The sequence below is a fragment of the Hymenobacter sp. UYAg731 genome (assembly GCF_054061335.1).
This window is the reverse complement of sequence record NZ_JBSSEC010000011.1, coordinates 18448-42021: the sequence shown is the minus strand read 5'-3', so window position 1 is coordinate 42021 and position 23574 is coordinate 18448. Positions and strand designations below refer to the sequence as shown.

The window sequence follows — 23574 nt, the reverse complement described above, 5'->3', positions numbered from 1 at the left end:
CTTATCGCACACCCTCATTCAGCCCACTTGGCTGCCGTCGAAAAGGCGCACCAGACGCTGGGTTTTCAGGGCTTGCTGCTCGTCGTGGGTTACCATCACGATGGTCACGCCCTGCTCCCGGTTCAGGCCCAGCAGCAATTCCATAATCTCCTCCCCCATCACCGAGTCGAGGTTGCCCGTGGGCTCATCGGCCAGAATAATTTCCGGCCCGCCGGCCAGCGCCCGCGCAATGGCCACCCGCTGCCGCTGCCCCCCCGAAAGCTGGCTGGGAAAGTGGCTGGTGCGGGCGTTCAGCCCCACTTTATCCAAGGCGGCAAGGGCGCGTTGGCGGCGCTCGCCGCCGCTCATGCCCTTGCGGTACAGCAGCGGCAGCTCCACATTATCCACTACCGAGAGGTCGTTTATGAGGTGGTAGCTCTGGAATACGAAGCCGATTTTCAGGTTGCGCAGCCCGGCAAGCTCCTTGTCGGAGTAGGACGTCACGGCGCGGCCATCCACCTCAATCGTGCCGCTGGTGGGCTCATCCAGCAAGCCCATTAAGCTCAGCAGCGTCGATTTGCCGCAGCCGCTCGGCCCCATAATGGACACGAACTCGCCGCGGCTCACGGTCAGGTTCACGCTGTTCAGCGCCACCGTTTCGATGGTTTTGGTCTGGTATATTTTTTCGATGCCGGTGAGGCGCAGGACTGGCACGGTGCGGTCGGGCGCGGGCGCGAGGGCGGGTTGGCGGAGGTCGGTTTCCGGGGTCATTTGAGGAGCGGCGTTTGGGTTTCGAAATCGAATAAAGTGAGGGCCCGCAGGCGATAATAAGCCACCCAGCCGGCGCGCAGGGCGAAAATGTAGCCGCGCCGCGCCCCGTCCTTGGCCACCGAAGCCAGGGTCAAATCCGTCAGGCTGATGCGGCCCAGCAGGTAGGTGGCGCGGGCGATGTCGTAGCGGCGCTGGGCCAATGAGTCGGCCCGGCCCGCCAGCTGCACCTGCTCAGCCAGCGCAGGCTGCTGACCGGCCTGCGTGAGCACGGTCTGCTCGAAGCTCTGGGTTTCCTGGGCCACGTCGTGGCGGGTCTGGTCGCGGGCCAGCTCAGCGGTTTTCACGATGGCCTGGCGGCGGCCCCAGTCCACGAGCGGCAGCGAAAAGGCCAGCCGCACCTGCTGCTGGTTTTGCAGGTTCAGGTAGGTATCCGCGAAGACCGGAGCCTGGTTCACGTAGCCCAGATTAGCCGTGAGGCTGGCCTGAAAACCGGTGGTGCCGCGCGCCTGGGCCACGTCGCGCTCGGCCTGGAGCAGCCGGCGGCGCAGGGCCAGCGTGGTGCTGCGGTACTGTCGGGCCTCGGCCAGGGCCTGGGTGGGCAGCACGGCCGGCTGCGGGGCCGGCGTGGGCACCGCCAGCGCCAGGGTTCCTTCGGCGGCCGGCTGACCGGTGTAGGCCTGCAAGGCCACGGCCGCAATCTCGGCATCGAGCCGGGCCTGGTTCCGGGCCTGTTGGGCATCGAGCAGGTTCAACTCCAGCTGCAATAAGTCGCTCTGCGAGAGCCGCCCCAGCGCAAATCGCTCGCGGCCAATGCGCAGCAGCTCGGCCGTGGCCTGGGCGTTCTGGCCGGCCACGGCGGCGTTTACCTGTTGCAGCAGCATGTCGAAATACAGCTCTGTCACGCGCTGGGCCACGGTTTCGCGCTCCTCCACATAGCCGCGGGCACTTTCCTGGAAGCGCAGCGGCTCAATGGCCCGCGCCCATTTCAGCCCATTGAACTGCCCCAGCGGCTGCACAATGCCCAGCATGAACGGCTGGTTGTTGTAGCGCTTCAGGTTGCCGTTGAAATCATCGAACCGCTGCACTTCGGCCCCCACAAACACCTGCGCCCCGCTCCAGCCAATGTTCTGGCTCAGCGTCAGGGCCAGATTGGAGTTGTTGATGCGGACGGCCCGGAAATCGGTGGTGCCGTCGGGCTGCACCACGGGCGTAATCACGCGGCTGAAATTGGGCAGTGTGCCCGCCGAGCCCAGCTGCGGCCGGTAATTGGCCTGGTAGCCGCGCCAAGCCCAGTAGCCGGTTTCGCGGTTGGTAACGGTTTGCTGGCCGGCGGCCGAATGGGCCAGCGCCTGGGCAATGGTTTCGGCCAGCGTGAGGGCGACGGGGGCAGGCGCGGCGGCCTGCGCGGCAGCGCGGTCCAGCCTACCGGCCAGCAGCATCACAATAAGCAGAAGAAAGGAAGCAGGTTTCATCGTCATCGGGCACTAGTCGTGAAGAATTAGCTCCGGCGTGTCCAGATGGTCCTTCATATCCGACACCACAATCTCCTCGCCCGCCCGCAGGCCGCTGGTAATCTGCACGAAGTCGAAATTGCTGTCGCCGAAGCGCACCGTGCGGCGCACCACGCGCCCGTCGTTGGTTAGCACGAACACCGGCTGCTCCTTGCCGCCCTGGTAAAACGGCCCGTTTTTCACGCGCAGCACGCCGTGGTGGGCGCGGGTTATCACAAACACGTCGGCCCGCAGGTTGGGGCGCAACGCCGGGTGGTGCGGGTTATCAAGCTGGGCCAGAAATGTCACCACGCCCTTGTCCACGCTCGGGCTGATGCTGGCCACCGTGCCGCGCAAATCAGTGTCGTTGATGCGGACCTTTACCGGGTCGCCCTGGTGCAGGGCATCGGCGTAGCTATCCGAAATGGTGGCCCGCACCCGAAAGCTGCTCAAATCGGCCACCCGGGCCAGCGCGTCGCCGGCCTGCACGGTGGTGCCGAGGTTGTCGTTCACCCAGGTCAGCACGCCCGCTTGCTGGCTGCTGATATTGGCCTGCCGCAGCTTGGTGGCCAGCTCCGAAATGCTGCGCTGCTGCATCGACACGGTGTAACCCAGCTCCCGCATGTCGGCCACATTCGAGCGCTGCTGCGTCTGAATCTGGCGCGTCAGGCGGTCAGCTTCCAGCTGGGCCACGGTCAGGTTCAACTCGGCCTGGCGCACGTTCTCGGCGGTGCCGCCGCCTATTTTCAGCAATTGCTGCTCGTCGCGCAACGCCGATTGCAGGCTGCGCACTTTCACGGCTTGCACCTGGGCCAGGGCGCGCAAATCGGTCAGGCTGCGCTCCAGCGTCAGTTGCAACTGCGAGTTCTTGTTCTGGTTGCGCAGTTGCTCGTCGTCCAGTTTAGCCAAGTTCGAGTTGGCCAATTCCTTATCGAGTTCCAGAATGGTTTCGCCGGGCCGCACCCGCGCCCCCACCGCCACCGCCACCCGTCGGATGGTGCTCTGAATCGGGCTGGTCAGCACCGCCTCCCGGCCCGGAATCACGGTACCGGCCGCCGTCAGCGAGGCTTCCACCTCGCCGGTTTCCACTTGGGCGGTCAGCACATCGCCGCGCCGCAGGCTGGGCTTCAGCACCGTGCGGAAGGCCAGCACCGCGCCCAGCGCCAGCAACACGGCACCAGCTACCGCGAGCCAGCGGCGGCGCTTGCGTTGGGTTTGAATAGAATTGGCAATGGCTCTGTCCATTTTCGTGCAGAAAGAAGGGAGGTTCCCCTATCTGTTGCCAAGCCGCGTGCCAATGATATAAATGTCTTTTTTTCAATCAATTACAACCAACACCCGCGCATTGGACAATAAAAAAGGTGTCCATTTCTGAACACCTGCGCGCAAACCGGACAGTACAAATGATGTAGAGACGCATATTTGCGTCTCGTCGTTGAACGGCCCGAACCACACCAAACCGCCAACATTTCAACAACCTCTTCCAACGACGAGACGCATATATGCGTCTCTACACCAGCACCTGGTACACTACAAATGCTGCCGCGTAGGCCAGCCCGGTCATGTACACGAGCTGCGCCAACGGCCAGCGCCAGCTTTTAGTCTCGCGGTACGTTACGGCCAACGTGCTCATGCACTGCATGGCAAATACGTAAAACACGAGCAGCGAAAACGCCCGCGCCGGCGTGAAAAACGGCTGCCCGGCCGCGTCCTTCTCGGCACTGAGCTTCTGTTGCAGGGTGCCCATATCGGCATCCTGCCCCACGCTGTAAATGGTGGAAATGGTGCCTACAAATACCTCCCGCGCCGCAAACGATGTGAGTAGCGCGATGCCGATTTTCCAATCGTAGCCCAGCGGCCGGATGGCCGGCTCCAGGACATGGCCAAACTTGCCGGCGTAGGAAGTTTCCAGCCGTGCCGACGCTACCTGCCGGCTGGTTTCGGCCGCATCCCAGCTGCGAGCAGTAGCTTCCCGGCGCACCTGTGCTTCGGCGGCGGCCTGCTGCTGGCCCGGGCCATAGCTGGCCAGCACCCACAGCAGCACCGAAATGGCCATAATCACCCGGCCCGCCTGCAACACGAACGCCTTCACCTTCTGATAGATGGTGAGGGCCACATTCTTCCAGCGCGGCCACTGATACACCGGAAACTCCATGATGAAGTAGCTCCGCTCCCGCGCTTTCAGCAGCTTCTTCAACGCCCAGGCCGAGCCCAGCGCCGAGAACAGGCCCAGCAGGTACAACGACATCAGCGCCACGCCGCGCAGGTTGAAAATGCCCCACGCGGCCTGGTCCGGCACCACCAGCGCTACCAGCACCGTGTATACTGGAATGCGGGCCGAACACGACATGAGCGGGGTCACGAAAATCGTAATCATCCGGTCCTTCCAGCTCTCAATCGTGCGCGCCCCCATGATGGCCGGCACCGCGCAGGCCAGCCCCGAAATCAAGGGCACTACGCTCTTACCGCTTAACCCGAACGGACGCATCAGCTTGTCCATCAGAAAAGTAACCCGGGCCATGTAGCCCGTTTCCTCCAATACGGCCAGGAAGCCAAACAGCAGCGCAATCTGCGGAATGAACACCAGCACGCCGCCCAACCCGGCCAGCACGCCCTCCGTCAGCAGCCGCACCAGCGGCCCCGAAAAGTTGGCCTGAATAACCGCGCTCAGCCCCGAAATACCTTGGTCAATCCAGTCCATCGGGTACTGCGCCCAGGCAAAAATGGCCTGAAACAGCAGGAACAGAATCGCCAGAAAAATCAGATACCCACCCACCCGGTGCGTCAGCACCTTGTCAATCCGGTTGCTTATCGGCTCGCGCTTTTCCGTCCGCACCACCGTCACCGTTTCGAGCAGAATCTCGTTGATGCGCCCGTAGCGGCCAATGGTTTCCGCCGCCTGCGCGGCGGTGGCATCAAACCCGGCCTGCTGCGTCAGCTCCTGAATGTGGCCCTTTTCCTCGGCCGTTAAAAAGCCAATCTGGCGGTACTGCTGAGCGTAGTGCAGCGCCAGGTAGTCGTTGTGCAGGTTGAAGTAATAGCGAATCTGGCGCACCAGTGGCAGCACCTTGCCATCGGGTTCCCAGAAGCGCACCGGCGGCTTATCCAGTCGCTGGGCCATCACAATCTTGAGGGCGGCCACGCCAATGCCCTTCCGGGCATTCATCGGAATAATGGGCACTCCCAGTTCGCGCTCCAGTGCCGGCAAATCAATGTTCACGCCGTGGCGCTCGGCCACGTCCATCATATTAAGAGCCAGCACCGCCGGCAGCCCAAGGTCGCCGAGCTGCGTGAACAGCAGCAGGCTGCGGCGCAGGTTGTTGGCGTCCACCGTCACCACCACGAAATCCGGGTAGTTATCGACCGCTTTATCGTAGAGCAAGTCCGTAATCACCTTCTCATCCAGGCTCTTAGGGTAGAGCGAGTAGGTGCCCGGCAGGTCAATAATCTCGGCCCGCTGGGTGGCGGTGAGCTGGGCTACGCCGGTTTTGCGGTCCACGGTCACGCCGGGGAAGTTGCCCACCTTCTGGTTGAGGCCCGTGAGCTGGTTAAACAGCGAAGTTTTGCCACTGTTGGGGTTGCCGATGAGGGCAATGCGCAGGGGCCGGGTGCCAGCCTCAGAGACAGCCTGTGGCGCGGCAATTGCTGCGGTTTTTGAACTACTTGCTGTTACGGCCATCGCGCATCTGCTACTCCTTCAGCAAAATAGTAGCTGCCTCGCTAGCCCGCACCGACAGGGTGTATTCCTGGTCGCCCAGCACCAGCATCAGCGGGTCGCCGAGGGGGGCGCGGCCACTCAATCGTACTTGCACGCCCGGCACGCAGCCCATTTCCAATAGCTTCAAGGCCATTTCGGGGTCTTCCAGGCAGCAGATGGTGCCGGTTTCGCCCACGCGCAGGTCTTTGGCAGTGCGCCGGGTGGCCGTACCAATGACGACCTTTTGCGGGGAACGACGAAATAATGACACGGGCGTTGAGCGGGCTAAACCTTATTTAGAAAGAATACAAACAAAGGTACGCTACTAAATGCTTTTCGGACCTTTGCCTTTTTTTTGATGGTCAACAATCCCTTTGTGTCTGCCTCACGCCCCTTCCAGCCAGCGTTTTGGATTATTCGGTTGCATCTGCTAATAATTTCTGATAACTTTCGGCACCGGAATATGTAATTTTGTTCGGACTATACCGCTTACTATGTCTACACGCCTACCGCTTATAGCACTATTTTTAGCCTTTGCTGCAACCTCCGGTTGGGCTCAGCAAATTCAGATAAAAGGGGTTATCGTTGACAAAGACACGAAAGAGCCGCTGCCATTCACGTCCATCGGCCTGAAAAGCGAGCAAATCGGTGCCCTTAGCAACGAGCACGGCCAGTTCATTGTGCCCGCTCCCACCAAGAATGCTGACGATTCTCTCATCGTGTTGGCGCTGGGCTATGCCCGGCGGGCCGTGCTTGTGAAGCGGGGTGCCGCCCTGCCCAACCTCACCATTGAGGTGCCCAAGCGGGCCGTCGAGCTCAGCAACGTGGTGGTGAAGGCCGGCAAGGTGAAGAATCTTGGCCTGGGTGCCCGCACCAACGACCCCGGCGAGGGCATGATTCAGGGCCTGCCGGGCTCGCAGTACGCTTTCTTCGTAAAGAATGACAAACAGAAACGGCTCGGCAACGTGCGGACCGTGTCGTTCTACATCGGCGAAAACGGCTTCCCGCGCGAGCCCTTCCGCGTGCGCCTCTACAAGGCCGACGGCAACTACAACGCCCCCAATACCGACCTGCTCACCGAAAACGTGGTAGTGTCGGCTCCGCAAGGCGGCCAGTGGTACACTGTCGACCTCACGCCCTATAACATTATGGCTCCCGAAGAAGGCTTTTTCGTGGCCATGGAATGGGTAGTGAGCGGCGATAAGTTCTTCGCCACCAACTTTATGGACGACTACACGCCCTACGGCCAGATTATGCGTCCCACTTTCGAGTTCAAGGAAAGCCGCACCTGGAACTACTCCATCGGCAAGGGCTGGAGCCTCATCACGGCTGCCAACAGCCAGGGTCTGCGCTACAACGCCATGATTAAGGCCGAAGTCGACATGATTAAGTAAGACCGCAGATTCGGACGGCCTTTATTTACGGCTCCAACGCTGATTTTTCGCACCAACAAAAAAGGTCCGGCTCGCAAGCTGGACCTTTTTTGTTGGTAAGTAGCGAGCCGAGAGGGGACATTGCCAAATGCCGTCCGAATCGGCGTAATCCGTCCAATCCGTTACAATCTGCGGTCTATTTTTTAACGTCTAGGCCCACCAGCCATTCCCGGATGGTTTCCTGTGCTACGGGCGAAAACAGCGGCTTCATCTCCCCGTTCATTAGTATCCACTCGGTTTTGGCAGGCTGAAACAGGTGGTTGACGCCCGGCAGGCGCTTCACCGTAACGTTGTGGTTCACGCTTTTCAGCTCTTTTTCCAGGGCCGTCAGGTGTAGGTCGGCGGGGGCTTCGGCATCGTCGGTGCCACTGAGAAGCAGCACGGGGCAATGCACCTGGTCGAGGTCGGCAATGGGGTCAAAGGACAAAAAGTACCGCCGCCAGGGCGTGAGCAGCTGGGCGGCGGCGGCCTGGGCCGCCTGGGGGTCCAGCGTGGGCTGGTCCTGCCGCAACATATTGCTCACGATGGCCAGCGACTGCGGCGGATTGGTTTGCCGGATGATGTCGTACATCGTCCGCTTGCGCTCGTAGGCAGCCTGAATTTCCAGCGGGGCCACTTTTTTGGCGCGCTCCTCGTTCACCAACTGTTGCAGCAGGGTTTGCTCGCCGGGCAGGCCATAGCCCGCCAGCGCTACCACAAAGGCCGGCGGCAGCGTTTGGCCCGCCGCCAGCAGTGCCACGTTAGCCCCTTCGCCGTGCCCCAGCACCCCAATGCGGTTGATGTTTATTTCCAGGCGCGCCCGCAGAAAATTCAGCGCCGCCTGCACGTCGCTCACCAGCATGGCCGTGGTGGCGGTGCTGGTGCTGCCGCCGCTCTGGCCCACGCCCCGGTCGTCGTAGCGCAACACGGCAATGCCGCGCCGGGTGAGGTAGTCGGCCAGCGAGCCCATCAGGTGGTAGTTGCCCACGGTGCCGTCGCGGTCCTGCGCACCGATGTCGCTCACCATCACCACGGCCGGGAACGGCCCCGGGCCGGCGGGCACGGTCAGCATCCCGGCAAAACTGAGGCGGGCGGTGGGATTGTTGAACACCACTTCCTCTTCGCGGTAGGGCGGGGCCAAGCGCGTGCCCTGGCCCGTGACCGCAGGCATGGGCGAATACAGCAGCCGCACCGCCGACTTCACCCCCGCCTGCGTCCAAACCCCGTTCAGTTCGCGCCGCACCGAATCGAGGAGGGCGGCGTAGCGGCTGCCGGCGGCCGGCATCCAGAGCAGCACCGAATCGCCGCGTACGGTCACTTCCGTAACCATGCGGCTCACCTTTTGGGCGGGCACGTCGAGGGCGGCAAAATACTTACCGCCCGCCAGCGGAATTACACTGATGGTCAAATCCAGGTTGCCGCCCAACACCGGGAGCTTCCCCTTCCACAGGCCTCCCAAGGGCAAGCGGCCCTGGGGAATTTGGTCGGTGGCCCGGCCCCAAACGGTACTCGTTATCCCAAACAATAGAAAAACGCATAGTAAACTTCTCCTCATTCTATAAAAACTTAACGCGGCTTATGGCCCCGAAAGATAAGCAGTAGTATACCGTATATAGTAAACTCATTTACTCACCATTGCAACCATAATTTTTGTAAACAGCAATACAAAATAACAGATAAATATTTGCACTGTATTCCCATAACTCCGATTGGGAACATTATCAAATTGGCACAAAACACCGCGCTATTCCTTTCGTCTTACCCGAATCCAGCGGTTCAATTAATGCAAAAAGCCCCGGCAGTATCCTGCCGGGGCTTTTTGCTAGTCCGTACCTCGTGGCCATTTGCCACGGAGGCTGGTGGGCGCGTGTGGGGCTGGCTATTTGGTACGAACCGCGATTTCGACGCGACGGTTTTCCTTACGGCCGGCGGCCGTGGCGTTCGAGGCGGCGGGCATTGACTCGCCCATGGGCTCCACGCTCACGCGGGCAGCGGTAATATTGCCGTTGGCTACCAGGTAGTTTTTCACGGCTTCGGCGCGCTTCTCGCTCAGGTCTTTGTTGTAGTCCTTGTCACCGCGCGAGTCGGCAAAACCCATCACGCGCACTTGGCTGGCGCTGTAGCGCTGGCCAATGGAACCGGTGATTTGCTTCAGGGCCTCGGCCGCGCTGGGCTTGATGTCGGATTTGTCGGTATCGAACAGCACGGTTTCGTCGATGCTGTATACGTTGTAAGTACTATCGCCGCGCACCGATACGCCGGGCAGGGTAATCTCCTTGAATTTCACGTCGGCCATCTTTGCTTTGCCCATGTCCCAAGCATTGTCGACGGCGGCACCCGCGTCGCTGGCCACGTCGGCCACCGTTTTCCCATCGCGGGCCATCACGGCCGTGTCCTGGCCGGCTTCGCCGAGTTGGTCTTTGGTTTCAGAATGTTTGGTTTCGCAGCTAGCCAATAGCGATGCAGCAGCCAGCAGAGAGAAGAAGGACTTTTTCATGAAATGAAGTAGGTAAGTTCTGGAAAATGATTCCGGTCCCAGTACGGGAAAGCATTCATTAATGTTAATTTTTTTATTTTTTTATCGGCCAATCGTATTATTACTAACCCGCTTTTAAACCAGCCAGCGCAGTCCGATGGGGTTGTACAGCAATAAAATCGGCCTCTCGTTGTTACGCAGGGAAAAAAAATCTGCATATAGCGCACCAATACGTACCCTGAAGAATAAAGGATGCTGGCAGAGTGGTTCAAAATTTGTAAATTTGCCAGACTACAACCCATTATAAATTATTTTTGGCGATGATGAAACGCATACCTTTTCTCGCTCTGGTCTTTCTGTTGCTTTTGCCGGCGCTGAGCCGGGCGCAGGAAAACCGCATTACGGGCCGCGTCGTGGATGCCAAAACCAAAGACCCGGTTCCGTTCGCCTCCATTGGTTTGCGTGAAGAAGGCACCGGGGCACTCACGAACGAGTACGGCTATTTTCAGCTGGCCGGCCTGGAAAAAACCAGCCAGGACTCGCTGATTGTGATGACGCTCGGCTACGAGCGCAGCGCCGTGTTCATCAAACGTGGCAGCACCGAAGACCTCATCATCGAACTGAAAAAGCGCGTAATTGAGCTGTCCAACGTGACCGTGAAAGGCGGCCACCTCAAGAACCTGGAACTGGGCTCGAAGTCGAACAACCCCGGCGAGGGCATGATTCAGGGCCTGCCGGGCTCGCAGTACGCTTTCTTCGTGAAGAACGACAAGCAGAAAAAGCTCGGCAACGTGCGGACCGTGTCGTTCTACATCGGCGAGAACGGTTTCCCACGCGAACCGTTCCGCGTCCGTATTTACAAGGCCGACGGCAACTATAACGCCCCCAACACTGACCTGCTCACCGAAAACGTGGTGGTATCGGCGGCCCGGGGCGGCGAATGGTACACCATCGACCTAAGCACTTACAACATCCCGGCCCCGGAGGAAGGCTTCTTCGTAGCCATGGAGTGGATTGTGGGCGGTGACAAGTTCTACACCACCAACTTCATGGACAACTACACGCCCTACGGCCAGATTATGCGCCCCACCTTCGAATACAAGGAAAGCCGCACCTGGAGCTACACCATCGGCAAGGGCTGGAACCTGCTGACGCTGGCCAACGGCCAGGGCCGCCGCTACAACGCCATGATTAAGGCCGAGGTCGACATGATTAAGTAAGCTGATACTGACGGAGCGCTGCTTTTGCCAGCACCGCTCTGGCCAACAAAAAAGGCCCTGCTGATGAGCAGGGCCTTTTTTGTTGGCCAGAGCGGTGCTTGGTTAGTCTTTATTTCTTGGACTGGGCTACAATCCATTCCCGGATGGTTTCTTCGGCTTCGGGCGAGAAGTTGGGCTGAGGCTGGCCGTTGATAATAGGCCACTTGGTCGGGTCGGGCTGGAAGAGGTGGTTGACGCCGACCAGCTTCTTGGCCGTCACGTTCTTATTGTTCTTCAGGCCTTTGGTGAGGGCCGTCATGTTGGCATCGGCATTGATGGTGAGGTCGGAAGTGCCGTTGAGCAGCAGTACGGGGCAGTTGACGGTCGGCAGCTTCTCCACCGGATTGAATGCCAGAAAGTAGCGGTAACGGGCCGAGGTCATTTCGGCGGCGCTGGCCTGGGCCGTGGCGTTGTCAATGGCGGCGTTGTTCTGCTTCAGCATGTTGGCCACAATGGCCTGGGCCTGGGCATTGTCGGTGGTCTGACGGATAATTTCGAGCATGGCCTGCTGGCGCTTGGTAGCGCCTTCAATCTGAGCCGTCTCGGTACCCAGGGTGCGCAGCGTGGTGGCCTGCTGCTGCACCACAATGTCGCGGCCGGGCAGGCCGTAGGCGGCCAGCGTGACCACAAAGGCGGGCGGCAGGGGCTGGGCCGCCGCCAGCAGGGCCACGTTGCCGCCCTCGCCGTGGCCCACCAAGCCCAAGTGCGACAGGTCGATTTCGGGGCGGGTGCGCAGGAAGTTGAGGCCGGCTTGGGCATCGGTCACCAGGTCTTCGGTGGTGACGGCGGGGGTGCCGCCGGACTTGCCCACGCCGCGGTCGTCGAAGCGCAGCACGGCCACGCCGCGCCGGGTGAGGTAGTCGGCCAGCTGGCCCAGCGGGGCAAAGTCGCCCACGGTACCGTCGCGGTCGTGCGGGCCGCTGTCGCTGAGCAGCACCACGGCCGGAAACGGCCCCGGGCCAGCCGGAATGGTGAGTATGCCGCTGAGGCGGGCATTCACGGCGAGGTTGCTGAACGTGGCGTCCTCCTCGCGGTAGGGTGGCGTAAGGCGCACGTTTTTGGCGTTCATGGCTGGCAGGGGGCTGAACGTAAGCGTCATTGGCACTTTGAAGCCGGGCGACTGCCAGGTGCCGGCCATCTGCTTGCCATCGGCCGAGACGCGGCCCACAAAGCGGGTGGCAGCCTCTTCGGCATACAGGCGCACGGTGTCGCCCTTGATTTCGGTTTTCACGTTCATCCGGCTCACTTTCTGGAGCGGCACGTCGAGGGTGCAGAAATATTCACCGCCGGCGAGTTTCACGAAGCGGAAAATGACTTCGAGCTGGCCGCCGGGTACTTTCAGCGGACCTTTCCAAAGACCATCGAGCGGCGGCACATCCGACGCGGCCGCGGCCACAGGGGCTGTTTGGGCCTGAGCATTGGGGTGCGCAGCAACCGCCAGGGCCAAACAGAAAAAGACGCCGCTGACGAGGCGAAGAGGAAAGAACGTATTGGTTTTCATATTACTAAAGAGCATCACAAAGCTCTGGGCTACCCCAAAGGTATTCCGGGCGCATTACACCAGATGTAAAGTAGCAAAATAAATACCTTGCCAACATTACACGCCCGGACCTCGGCATAAAAAAATTACTCGTTTCGGCGGTGAATCAAGCGTCTTGCCGGGTGAATCCGGCGGGCTTACGGGGCTAACCCAGCGGCTTCCGCCCATTCATTGGCCGGGGCGTCAGGCCGGTAAAGCCCAACGCTTATTCGCTCACAAATACCCGTTTCACCCGCTCGCTCACGTTGGTGAGCAGCTCGTAGGCGATGGTGCCGATGCGGTTGGCCAGCTCCGGCAGCGGCAGGCCTTCACCAAAAATGAGGGCCACATCGCCGGCCCGGGCGGCGGGAATCGCCGTCACGTCGACCATACACATGTCCATGCACACCGAACCCACCAGCGGGGCCGGCTGGCCGTGGATGAGCACCGTGCCCGTGCCGTTGCCGAAGCGGCGGTCGTAGCCATCGGCGTAGCCAATGGCTAGCGTGGCAATGCGGCGCTCGGCGGGGGCGGCGGTGCCCCGGCGGCCGTAGCCCACGGTGGTGCCGGCGGGCAGGGTTTTAATCTGGGAAATGGTGGTGCGCAGCTGGCTTACGGGGCGCAGGGCGGTGGGGTCGGCGGTGTTGCTGGCATCCACGCCGTAGAGGCCGATGCCGAGGCGCACCATGTCGAACTGCGCCGCTGGGAAACGCAAAATGCCGGCCGAGTTCAGGGCGTGTTTGAGCACGGAATGGCCCAAGGCGGCCTCCAGTGCTGTGGTCATGCGGCGGAAAGCGGCCAGTTGCTCGTCGGTGAAATCGTCGTGGCCGGGCTCGTCGGCGGCGGCGAGGTGGGTCATCATGCTAGCCACGGGCAAGCGGGCGGCGTGCTGGCGCAGGCGGGCGGCCAGGGCGGGCAGGTCGGCTTCGTCGAAGCCGAGGCGGCGCATGCCGGTATCGAGCTTGAGGTGGATTTTGGGGGCGGGCAGCGCGTTTTCGGTGGGAGTATCGAAGGTGGCGAGGTATTCGTCCAGCATCTCGAAGGAGTAGATTTCGGGCTCCAGGCGGTAGCGGCGCAGGGCTTCGAAAGCATCGGGAGCCGCGTTCATCACCATGATGGGCAGGCTGATGCCAGCTTCGCGCAGGGCGATGCCTTCGTCGGCGTAGGCCACGGCGAGGTAGTCGGCGCGCTGGAATTCGAGCAGGCTGGCTACTTCGTAAGAGCCCGCGCCGTAGGCGAAGGCCTTCACCATGACCATGAGCCGGGTGCCCGGCTGGAGCTGGCGGCGGTAGTGCTGGAGGTTGTGGCTGAGCGCGTCGAGGTTGACTTCGAGCACCGTGCCGTGCTGCTGGGCCTGCAAGGCGGCCACAATGCGCTCGAACCCAAAGCGCCGCGCTCCTTTAATAAGAATGGTTTCGTGGGCAAAATCCGTGGCACTGAGCTGGGCCAGGAAAGCTTCGGTGGTGGGGAAGGTTTGAATTAAAAATGAAGCCGGGTCCGTCAACGTATCGGGGCCTGATGGAGTGCCTTCAGTCTCAATTTTTAATTCATAATTTTTAATTTTTAATTCTCTCGAAATCTCCTCCCCGATGCCCACCAGCCGGCTCACGCCGGCCGCCGGCAACAGGGCGGCCACGCGGGCATACAGCTCCGTGCTGCTCAGGCCCGATTCCAGGACATCGCTGAGAATGAGGGTGCGGCGGCCGGGCCGCGACTGCCGGGCCAGGGCATTGAGGGCCAGGGCCAGGCCGGCGAGGTCGTTGTTATAAGTATCGTCGAGCAGGTAGGAATCGTGGCGGCCCAGCTTCATTTCCAGGCGCATGGCCACCGGGTGCAGGCGCAGCAGGCGGCGCTGAATCTCGGCCGGCTCTACCTGCCGGTGCAGCAGCACGGCCAGGCAGTGCAGGGCATTTTCGATGGAAGGCTCATCGGCGAAGGGCAGCGTGAACCCGGCGCGGAGGCCGGTGGCGGGGTAGTCGGCGTGCAGGCGGGTGGCGTGGGCGGGGCTGGCTTCGGCGGTGAAGCGCAGGTCGGCGGGCTGGGCTGGCAGGCGCGTCCAGCAGAAGCCCGGGAGTTGCTGCGCGGCCACGGTGGCGCGCACCAGCGGCTGGTCGGCACAGTAGAACAGCCGCTGGAAACCCGGGCCGTGAAACAGCTGCAGCTTCTCGTGCAGCTTCTGCTCCTCGGAGGCAAAACCAGCGTCGTGGGCCGTGCCGAGGTTGGTGAAGATGCCTTCGGTGGGCCGGATGATTTTCGCCAGATGCGCCATCTCCCCTACCTCCGAAATGCCGGCTTCAAAAATTCCCAACGTGTGGCGTTCGGGGTTCAACTCCCACACGCTCAGCGGTACGCCCACCTGCGAGTTGTAGGAGCGCGGCGAGCGGCAGATGTCCTCGTCGGGGCTCAGCAACTGAGCCAGCCACTCTTTCACGATGGTTTTGCCGTTGGAACCCGTGATGCCCATGACCGGGCCGGCGAACCCGGCGCGGTGCGCGGCGGCCAGCGCCTGCAGGGCCGCCAGCGGGCGGGCCACGGCCACGATGCCGGCCCCGGCATAAGCGCCCAGGCCGCCGGGCAGGGTCGCGCTTTCTTCCACGATGAACAGGCGCACGCCCTGGGCGTAGAGGTCGGGCAGGTAGCGGTGGCCGTCGTGGCTGGGGCCGCGCAGGGCGAAGAACACGGCCCCAGCGGGCGGGCCTACGCGGCGGCTGTCGAGCAGCAGGTGGCGCACTTCGGCGGAGGCATCGGCGGGGGCTTGCAGCAGGTGGCCGGCTACGCGGGCGGGCAGGTCGAGGAAGCGGGGAAAGAGCATGATGCCGCAAAGGTCCGGCAAAAAACGGCGCGGCCTTTCAAGGCCCGGGGGCCGGCTGGCGGCGGAGCAACCCTGCGTGTGGTTGCCGCATCTGGCGTCTGAGCGGCGTTATGCAGTCGGAATTCGCGTGGTTTCGGCAATAATGTGTAAATCGGACATACTTTCTTCACATTCACACCTTTTTACCGATGAGACAACTGAATAACTTCCCCTTTGGCCTGCGATGGGTGCCGGCCGCTGCGCTGGTGCTGAGCGCGTGCAGCCACCAGACCACGTCGGTGGTGACGGCCCCGGCCGCCGGGGCCGCGACCAGCGTGGCGACCGCACCGCCGGCAGCCCCGGCCGGGCCGGCCTTCCAGATTCCGGTGGAGTACTACACGCTGCCGAACGGGCTGCGGGTGGTGCTCTCGCCCGACCACACCGCGCCCACGGCTACCGTGGCAGCCTACTACGCGGTGGGCTTCCGCACCGAGCCGCGCAACCGCACGGGCTTTGCGCATTTGTTTGAGCACCTGATGTTTCAGGGTTCGCAGAACCTGGGCAAGGCGGAGTTTATTCAGCTCATTCAGAAGAATGGCGGGTCGCTGAACGGTTCGACGCGGTTCGATTTCACCAACTATTTTGAGGTGGTGCCCAGCAACAAGCTCGAAACCATGCTGTGGGCTGAGGCCGACCGGATGCGCGGCCTGGCCATCAACCAAAGCAACCTGACCAACCAGCAGGGCGTGGTGAAAAGCGAGGTGCGCGTGAATGTGCTCAACCAGCCCTACGGCGGCTTTCCGTGGCTGGACATGCCCCAGAAGGCCAATAAGAACTGGAACAATGCCCACAATTTCTACGGCGACCTGAAGGACCTGGACGCGGCCAACCTGGCCGATACCAAGGACTTTTTCAAAACCTACTATGCCCCCAACAACGCCGTGCTGGCCGTGGTGGGCGACTTCGAGCTGGCTGAAGCCAAGGCCTGGGTGCAGAAATACTACGGCAACATCCCGAGCGCGCCGCAGCCGCCCAAGCCCGACATCACGGAGCCGCGCCAAGAGCAGGAGCAGCGGTTTGCGAAGGATGACAAGCTGGCCACCAAGCCCGCGCTGGCCTTCGCCTACCACATGCCCGAGCGCAACACGCCCGAATACTACGCCATGATAATGCTGGACCAGATTCTGCTGCAAGGCAACGACAGCCGCCTCTACCAGGCGCTGGTGCAGAAGCGCGGCTACTCCGACAACGTGAGCGGCGGCATCAACTACCTCGGCAACCAGTTCAACTACAACGGCCCCATGCTCTGGATGGGCGACCTGATATTTGACCCTACCGTGCAAGCCGACTCGGTGGTGGGCGTGCTCGACCACGAAATCAACCAGCTGACCACCAAGGGCATCGACCAGGCCACGCTGGATTTGGCACTGGTGAAAATCCGCTCGGCTTTTTATGACCAGATGAGCGGGTCGACCAACTTCGGGCGGGCCGATTTGCTGGCCGCGTTCGCGCTGTTTGATAACGACCCGGCGCGCATCAACCGCCTCGAAGCCGAATTCCGCAAGGTGACGCCGGAGCTGATGCAGAAAACCATCCGGGAATACCTGCGCCCCGGCAACCGTACCATCCTCACCGTCAACCCGCTGGCTAAGAGCTAGCCTTCCCTCCTATCGCCATGAACAAGCTATTTATCGGGCTGCTCGGTGCGGCCCTCGTTGCCACCGCCGCGCCGGGCGCGCAGGCCCAGAAAGCCCCGGCCAAGCCCACCACTACGCGGGCCGCCAGCGCGACCAAGGCCGTGGCCGCCGCCCCCACTGTCCCCAAAGAAGCCCCGCCCGAAGGCAGCGCCCCGCGCGACTTTGCCCTGCCCGCCAAGGAAGAATTCACCCTGGATAACGGCATGAAGGCCCGGCTGGTGCCCTACGGCCAGGTGCCCAAAGTAACCATGATGGTGGCCATTCAGGCCGGCAACGTGCATGAGGCCCCCAACGAGCTGGCCGTGGCCGACCTGCTGGCCCGGCTGTTGCAGGAAGGCACTACGACCATGACGGCCACCCAGCTGGCCGAGAAAGTGGCCCGCATGGGCGGCGCGCTCACTATTTCGGCCGGGGCCGACCAAACCACACTCCAGGCTTCCTGCCTGAGCGAGTATGCGCCGCAGCTGGCCACCCTGCTGGCAGACGTGGTGATGAACCCCGTGCTGCCGGCCTCGGAGCTACCCCGCCTCAAAGCCGACCTGAAGCGGCAGATGAACCTGGCCCGTGCCCAGCCCGGCACCCAGGCCCGGCAGCAATATTCGGCCGCCATCTACGGCAGCCACCCCTACGGCCGGCCGCTGCCCACTGATGCTCAGCTCGATGCGCTGATGCTGGAGCAGGTGCAGCATTTCTACCAAAGCCAGTACGGCGCGCAACGCATCAGCGTGTACGCGGCCGGGCTGTTTGATGCGCCGGCGCTGCGCCAGGCCATTACCAGCGCATGGAAGGACTTTACGAAGGGGCCGGCCCCGCTCATCGAAGTGGCCAAGCCGCTGACCAGGGGCGACCTGCTGACCCAGGACCGGCCCAGTGCCCCGCAGTCGACCATTGTGGTGGGCCTGCCGGCCGTGGACCCCACCAATCCCGATTACATCCGCCTGCGGGTGATGAACTCGCTGCTCGGCGGCTCGTTCGGTTCGCGCATTACGCGCAACATCCGGGAGGACAAGGGCTACACCTACTCGCCCTATAGCTACCTGGAAACCCACTACCACACCGGCAACTGGAGCGAAAACGCCGACGTAACCACCGCCGACACCTACAATTCATTGCGTGAAATAATGAATGAGGTGGAGCGCCTTCAGAAAACGCCCCCCACCGAGGCCGAGCTCAAAGGCATTCAGAATTACGAAAGCGGCATGTTTGTGCTCCGCAACTCCAGCCCCGGCGGCATCATCGGCCAGCTCAACAACCTCGACCTGCAGGGCCTGCCCGACAGCTACCTCACCGAGCAGGTCCAGAACATCAACGCCGTGACGCCCCAGCAGGTGAGCGCCACCGCCCGCAAATACATCCGCCCCGAAGCCATGACCATTGTGGTGGTGGGCGATAAAAAGCAGGTAGACCCGCAGCTGAAAAAATTTCAGGCCGAGCGCAAGAAGCCGCTGTAACGCGGCAGAACGGCGGCCAGATAATCCGTCATGCTTCGGCTGCACCTGGCATGACGTTGCTGGCAATAAGACACGAGAAAGGCCGTTTCGAGTACTCGAAACGGCCTTTCTCGTGTCTTATTCAATCCGACTTACCCGATTCGGCCGATGTGGGGATAAATTCCTTGCCCAAACCCAGCGCGTGGTGCGCGGCTTCATTCTGGCCAGCGGGCCAGTTGGCCTCCACATCTGCGAGCCGGGCGAAAAAACGCGTTGACAATATCTTGATTTTCAACAGATTAATGTTTCCTGTCAAATTTTATCAAATAATACTGCGGATTACTTTGTTTCCGATTTAATCGGCAAGCCGACTATCTCCGCTTTTACGTAGATACCAGCAATGCGCAAGCCGTGGCGACGTTCCTCTCCCAGCCCGGTTGTTGCAAGCCTTGCTTCCTTTTCGCTTCCTCCTTTCCGCTCTTCTAATGCCTGCTCCAGCCGCGCGCCTGCTGCTGCTATTTCTGTGGCTGTGCCTCACTGGCTGGGGCCATTACGCCCACGCCCAAAACCCGGCCACCGATAGCCTGCGGCGCATGCTGGCGCATACGCCGGCCGACTCGGCCCGGGTGCTGCTACTGCTGGAGCTGGGCCGCACCTACCGGGCCTCGCAGCCGGATTCGACCATGTACCTGGCCCAGCAAGCCTGGCAGCTGGCGCGCCGCCTGAACTTTGACAAGGGACGCGGCCGGGCTCAGGGCATGATTGGCATGGTACTGCGCGAACGCGGCGAACTGCCCAAAGCCTACGCCAACCAGCTGATTGCGCTGCAGATAAGCCGCCAAAGCCACGACCCGGAAGGCGAAGCCTACAACCTGAATTGCCTGGGCAACATCAGCCTCGACCTGCGCCAGTATCCGCAGGCCATTGGGTACTACCGCGCTTCGGAGGCGCTGTACCGCCGGCTGCACCGGCTGCCGTGGGTGGCGGGCACCCTCACCAACCTGGGCAGCTGCTACGAGAAGCTCAACCGGCTCGATTCGGCGCTGGTGCTGCAGCAGCGGGCCGAATCGCTTCTTGCCCAGAACCTGCGGCCCCGGCTGGCCGTGGCGCTGGCCCGGCGCAACATGGGCATGGTGCAGGCCCGCCTGGGCCACTACCCAGAGGCATTTGCCTACTACCGCCGCGCTTTGCACGAAACACAGGCGGCCAACGACTTCCGCAACCGGGCCATGGCGCACTACCACATGGCGCTGCTGTTCGAGCAGCTGCACCAGCCCGATTCGAGCCTGCTGCACGCCCACGCCGCCTTGCGCAACGCCCAAACCGTCTCGTACCGCCTCACGGTGATGGATGCGGGGGCCCTGCTGGCGCGGCTCTACCAGGCCCGCCACCGCCCAGACAGTGCGTTTCATTACCAAAGCCTGGCCGGGACCGCGCGTGACAGCCTCTATGGCCCCGAGAAGTTCCAGCAGCTGGAGCTGCTGGCCTTTACCGAGCAGCAACAGCAGCTCCGGCAGCGGGCGCTGCAACAGCAGCAAACCGCCAGCTACCAGCGGGCCGGCCTGCTGAGCCTGCTGGGGGTGTTGCTCACGGTGGCCCTGGTGCTGGGCTGGGCCAACCGCCGCCAACGCCGCGCCAACCTCCTGCTAAACGAGCGCAACGCCCAGATTGAAGCCCAGCGCAACTCTTTGGACGAAGCGCTCACCGAGGTGCGCGCGGTGCAGGCCCAGCTGGTGGCGGCCGAGAAGTGGGCTTTCGTGGGGGAGCTTTCGGCCGGCATCGCCAACGAATTGCAAAACCCGCTGGCCTTCATGCGCAAGTTTGCCGATGTGAGCGCAGACTTGCTCGACCATGAGGGCACTACGCTGCCCGAAGGCCTGGAGCAGCAAATAATGAACGGGCTGAAGCAGAACCTGCGCGAAATCAGCCAGCACGGGCAGCGGGCTTCGTCCATCATTGCCGATATGCTGGCCCATGCCCGCCCCGGCCCCCGGCAGCCCGTGCCCACCGACCTCAACGCCCTGGTGGCCGACAATCTCCGCCTGGCCTACCAGGGCGCACCGGACCAACAACTCACGCCCGCCGTGGAGCTTGAGACCCATTTCGACCCGGCCGTGGGCACCGTAGCCGCCGTGCCGCAGGAGTTGGGCCGGGCGTTGCTGAACCTATTCGCCAATGCCTTTTATGCGGTACGGCAGCACCAGCACACCAGCGGCCCCGGCTTTCAGCCGCAGGTGAGCGTGCAAACGCGCCGCGTGGGCGGTGAGGTGGAAGTGCAGGTGGACGACAACGGCTTCGGTATCCCGGCCGGTGTGGTGGAGCGGGTGTTCCAGCCCTTCTTCACCACCAAGCCGGCCGGCGACGGCACGGGCCTGGGGCTGTCGCTGGCGTACGACATCATCACAAAGGGCCACCAGGGCACGCTGACCGTCGAAACACAGGTAGGAAAATTCACTCGGTTCACGGTGCGCTTACCGGCCTAACTTTGCCGGCCCCGCTTGTCACCGCCCGCATGAAATTGTTCCGAGTTGTTTTTAGTTTGCTGGCGGCCGCGCTGCTGACCACCTGCGCCCGTCGCCCCACCAAACTGGAGATTTACGACGTGGTTATCAACCACGTAACCATTGTGGACGTGCGCACGGGCCAGCTTACGCCCAACCAAGTGGTGGCCATTGCGAAGGGCAAAATCGTGAGTGTGCAGCTGGCCGATAAGGACAGCTACGCCGCCCGGCAGTACGTGAACGGCAACGGCCGCTACCTGATACCCGGCCTGTGGGACATGCACGTCCACTTTCGGGGCGGCGACAGCTTGGCCGCCGCCAATAAAAAAAGCCTGACGCTGTTTCTGGCCCACGGCATCACGACGGTGCGCGACGCGGGCGGCGACCTCACGCCCAGCATCTTCCAGTGGCGGCGCGACATGGACGCGGGCCGGCTAGCCGGGCCGCGCATCTTCACTTCCGGCCCCAAGATTGACGGGCCGGGCGCCTACTGGCCGGGCTCCCTGGAGGTCGAAACCAAGGCCCAAATTCGCAAGGCGCTCGATTCGTTGCAGCGGCTGAAGGTGGACTACGTGAAGATTTACGACAGCAAGATTTCGGGCGCGGCCTACCTCGAAACCATTCGGCTAGCCCAGCGGCGCGGCCTGAAAACCACCGGCCACATGCCCTACTCCGTGAAGCTGAGCGACGCCGTGACGCGCGGCCTCGATGCTACCGAGCACCTCTACTACGTGTTCAAGGCCTGCTCGGGCAAGGAGGACAGCCTCACCGCGCTGGTGCGCAACAGCCTGAGCACGAGCAAGCCGCTGGACCTGTTTGCCATGCTGCCGGCCGTGTACGACACCTACAGCCCGGCAGCGGCGGCCCGCATTTTCGCGCTCATGGCCAAGCATCACACGGCCGCCGTGCCCACGCTCTACATCGGCAAAACGCTGACCGAGCTGCCCGAAAACGACCACGCCCGGGATACTCTCCTGGCATACATCGACCCCAAGATTCAGGCCACCTACCAGCGCCGTCTCACCAGTGCCCGCGTGCAGCCGCTGGCCAGCCAGAATTTCAGCCGGAAGCTGGAGGCCAAGTTCATGAGCCTGATTCCGACCATGCAGGCGGCCGGCGTCACGCTGCTGGCCGGCTCGGATAGCGGCCCGTTCAACTCGTTTATTTACCCCGGGGCCTCACTCCAGGAAGAGGTGATTTTGCTGGTGAAAGCCGGCCTCACGCCGCTCCAGGCGCTGCAGGCCGCCACGCTAAATGGCGCGCGCTTCATGGGCGTAGCCGAGCAAACTGTTGCCATCGCCCCCGGCAAAGATGCCGACTTGGTGCTCCTGACCGCCAATCCGCTGGAAGACATCGCCAACATCAAAAAAATTGATGCCGTGATTTCACGCGGTAAAGCCTACCCGGCCGCCACGCTGGCCAATATGCTGAGGACGATTAAAAACCGCTAGAGTAGCCGCGGCATAGCTGCCGCCCGCCTTTACCTACGTGGCCTTGTGCCCCGCCGTACCTGAGCAGCCTCAGGCACGGCGGGGCTTTTTTATGCCCGGCATGACTCACGCGGCAGAAGCAGTGAATCTCACTATTAGAAAATATTATTTGCGAAACATATAAACATTTGTTTAATGTTTACTGTCTGAACACTAAACAATTCTCATCCTCCAAAACCCTAAAGCCCCATGACAACTTTACTCGCCAACATCGTCGACATTCGGGTTGATGACCCCATTGCCTTCACTTTTTTCACCGGGTACATGGCCATGCTGGCTGCCTCGGTGTTCTTTTTCGCCGAGCGGGGCGTAGTGGAAGGCAAATGGAAACTTTCCCTGCTGGTATCGGCCCTGATTACGGGCATCGCGGCCGTGCATTACTACTACATGCGCGACTACTACCTGGCCACGCACCAAACGCCCACCGCCCTGCGCTACATCGACTGGACGCTGACCGTGCCGCTGATGTGCGTGGAGTTCTACCTGCTCACCAAAGCAGCCGGCGCTAAAATCGGCCTGCTCTGGAAGCTGATTGCCGCCTCGGTGCTGATGCTGGTGGCGGGCTACATCGGCGAAGCCTTTGCCGATGGCTCAACCAGCCATTCCGTGCTGTGGGGCACCATTTCCACGGTGGGCTACGTCTACATTCTGTACACCGCCTGGGCCGGCGAGGTGGCGCAGCTGGCCCGCGCCTCGGGCGATGTGGCGGTTATCAAGGGCATTCGGGCGCTGGGCTGGTTCGTGCTGGTGGGCTGGGCCATTTACCCAATCGGCTACATGTGCATGAAAGGCGGCTGGCTGAACACCGGCCTGGGCTGGCAAGCCTCAAGCGTCGACTTATTCTACAACATTGCCGATGCTATCAATAAAATCGGCTTCGGCCTGGTGGTATATGGCATTGCCGTGTCGGGCAAGAGCGCCGCGGCCGTGCATGAAACCATGCCCACGGCCGGCCGGACGGCGGTACCCGCGTAGGCAACCGGGTCCGGCTGCGGCCGGGCCCACGAGTCCATTCTACTTATTCCCGCTCTCCATTGGCACTTGGCGGGGCGGGAATAAGCG

16 protein-coding genes are annotated in these 23574 nt (G+C 62.1%); 7 read left to right on the top strand and 9 right to left on the bottom strand.

Annotated features, from left to right (window positions below; genetic code table 11):
• Positions 1-18 precede the first annotated feature (18 nt).
• The 5 genes from ACVWYF_RS22375 to ACVWYF_RS22355 all read right to left on the bottom strand — a co-directional run bounded on the left by ACVWYF_RS22375 (position 19) and on the right by ACVWYF_RS22355 (position 6208).
• Positions 19-750: an ABC transporter ATP-binding protein gene (locus ACVWYF_RS22375; RefSeq protein ID WP_457072412.1), complete on the bottom strand. Its 732-nt coding sequence runs from the start codon at positions 748-750 to the stop codon at positions 19-21.
• Positions 747-2222 carry a TolC family protein gene (locus ACVWYF_RS22370; protein WP_457072410.1) on the bottom strand — a complete coding sequence of 492 codons (1476 nt, stop codon included), beginning with the start codon at positions 2220-2222 and terminating at the stop codon, positions 747-749. Before ACVWYF_RS22370 ends, ACVWYF_RS22375 begins: the two co-directional genes overlap by 4 nt.
• 12 nt (positions 2223-2234) lie before the next feature.
• Positions 2235-3485: an efflux RND transporter periplasmic adaptor subunit gene (locus ACVWYF_RS22365; protein ID WP_457072408.1), complete on the bottom strand. Its 1251-nt coding sequence runs from the start codon at positions 3483-3485 to the stop codon at positions 2235-2237.
• Between the two features lie 265 nt (positions 3486-3750).
• Positions 3751-5919, bottom strand: a complete 2169-nt coding sequence (gene feoB / locus ACVWYF_RS22360) for a ferrous iron transport protein B (protein ID WP_457072406.1) — start codon at positions 5917-5919, stop codon at positions 3751-3753.
• Positions 5920-5929: 10 nt separating this feature from the next.
• Positions 5930-6208 carry a FeoA family protein gene (locus tag ACVWYF_RS22355; RefSeq protein ID WP_457072404.1) on the bottom strand — a complete coding sequence of 93 codons (279 nt, stop codon included), beginning with the start codon at positions 6206-6208 and terminating at the stop codon, positions 5930-5932.
• Positions 6209-6431: 223 nt separating this feature from the next.
• On the opposite strand from ACVWYF_RS22355, the gene ACVWYF_RS22350 reads away from it, so the two are divergent.
• Complete coding sequence (locus tag ACVWYF_RS22350; protein WP_457072402.1) at positions 6432-7331, top strand: carboxypeptidase-like regulatory domain-containing protein; 900 nt, start codon at positions 6432-6434, stop codon at positions 7329-7331.
• A gap of 175 nt (positions 7332-7506) precedes the next feature.
• Here the strand turns inward: ACVWYF_RS22350 and ACVWYF_RS22345 are convergent, their stop codons facing one another.
• Entirely contained in the window at positions 7507-8814 is a 1308-nt protein-coding gene (locus ACVWYF_RS22345) for an alpha/beta hydrolase family protein (protein WP_457072400.1), read from the bottom strand.
• A gap of 414 nt (positions 8815-9228) precedes the next feature.
• The gene (locus ACVWYF_RS22340) at positions 9229-9846 is read right to left on the bottom strand and encodes an OmpA family protein (RefSeq protein ID WP_457072398.1); all 618 of its coding nucleotides are present in this window, start codon (positions 9844-9846) and stop codon (positions 9229-9231) included.
• Between the two features lie 302 nt (positions 9847-10148).
• On the opposite strand from ACVWYF_RS22340, the gene ACVWYF_RS22335 reads away from it, so the two are divergent.
• The gene (locus ACVWYF_RS22335) at positions 10149-11045 is read left to right on the top strand and encodes a carboxypeptidase-like regulatory domain-containing protein (RefSeq protein ID WP_457072396.1); all 897 of its coding nucleotides are present in this window, start codon (positions 10149-10151) and stop codon (positions 11043-11045) included.
• A 109-nt stretch (positions 11046-11154) separates the two neighbouring features.
• Here the strand turns inward: ACVWYF_RS22335 and ACVWYF_RS22330 are convergent, their stop codons facing one another.
• Both ACVWYF_RS22330 and ACVWYF_RS22325 read right to left on the bottom strand, forming a co-directional pair.
• The gene (locus ACVWYF_RS22330; protein ID WP_457072394.1) at positions 11155-12585 is read right to left on the bottom strand and encodes an alpha/beta hydrolase family protein; all 1431 of its coding nucleotides are present in this window, start codon (positions 12583-12585) and stop codon (positions 11155-11157) included.
• Between the two features lie 244 nt (positions 12586-12829).
• The gene (locus ACVWYF_RS22325) at positions 12830-15415 is read right to left on the bottom strand and encodes a bifunctional UDP-N-acetylmuramoyl-tripeptide:D-alanyl-D-alanine ligase/alanine racemase (protein WP_457072392.1); all 2586 of its coding nucleotides are present in this window, start codon (positions 15413-15415) and stop codon (positions 12830-12832) included.
• Between the two features lie 188 nt (positions 15416-15603).
• Between ACVWYF_RS22325 and ACVWYF_RS22320 the strand changes: the two genes are divergently transcribed.
• The 5 genes from ACVWYF_RS22320 (at position 15604) to ACVWYF_RS22300 (ending at position 23487) form a co-directional block, all read left to right on the top strand.
• Complete coding sequence (locus tag ACVWYF_RS22320) at positions 15604-17052, top strand: M16 family metallopeptidase (protein ID WP_457072390.1); 1449 nt, start codon at positions 15604-15606, stop codon at positions 17050-17052.
• A gap of 17 nt (positions 17053-17069) precedes the next feature.
• Positions 17070-18542, top strand: coding sequence for a M16 family metallopeptidase (locus ACVWYF_RS22315; protein WP_457072388.1), 1473 nt, complete (start codon positions 17070-17072; stop codon positions 18540-18542).
• Between the two features lie 464 nt (positions 18543-19006).
• Positions 19007-21004 (top strand): ATP-binding protein, encoded by a 1998-nt coding sequence (locus ACVWYF_RS22310; RefSeq protein ID WP_457072386.1) that lies wholly within the window; start codon positions 19007-19009, stop codon positions 21002-21004.
• A 29-nt stretch (positions 21005-21033) separates the two neighbouring features.
• Positions 21034-22473: an amidohydrolase family protein gene (locus ACVWYF_RS22305; RefSeq protein WP_457072384.1), complete on the top strand. Its 1440-nt coding sequence runs from the start codon at positions 21034-21036 to the stop codon at positions 22471-22473.
• A gap of 228 nt (positions 22474-22701) precedes the next feature.
• Entirely contained in the window at positions 22702-23487 is a 786-nt protein-coding gene (locus ACVWYF_RS22300; RefSeq protein WP_457072382.1) for a bacteriorhodopsin, read from the top strand.
• Positions 23488-23574: the final 87 nt, after the last annotated feature.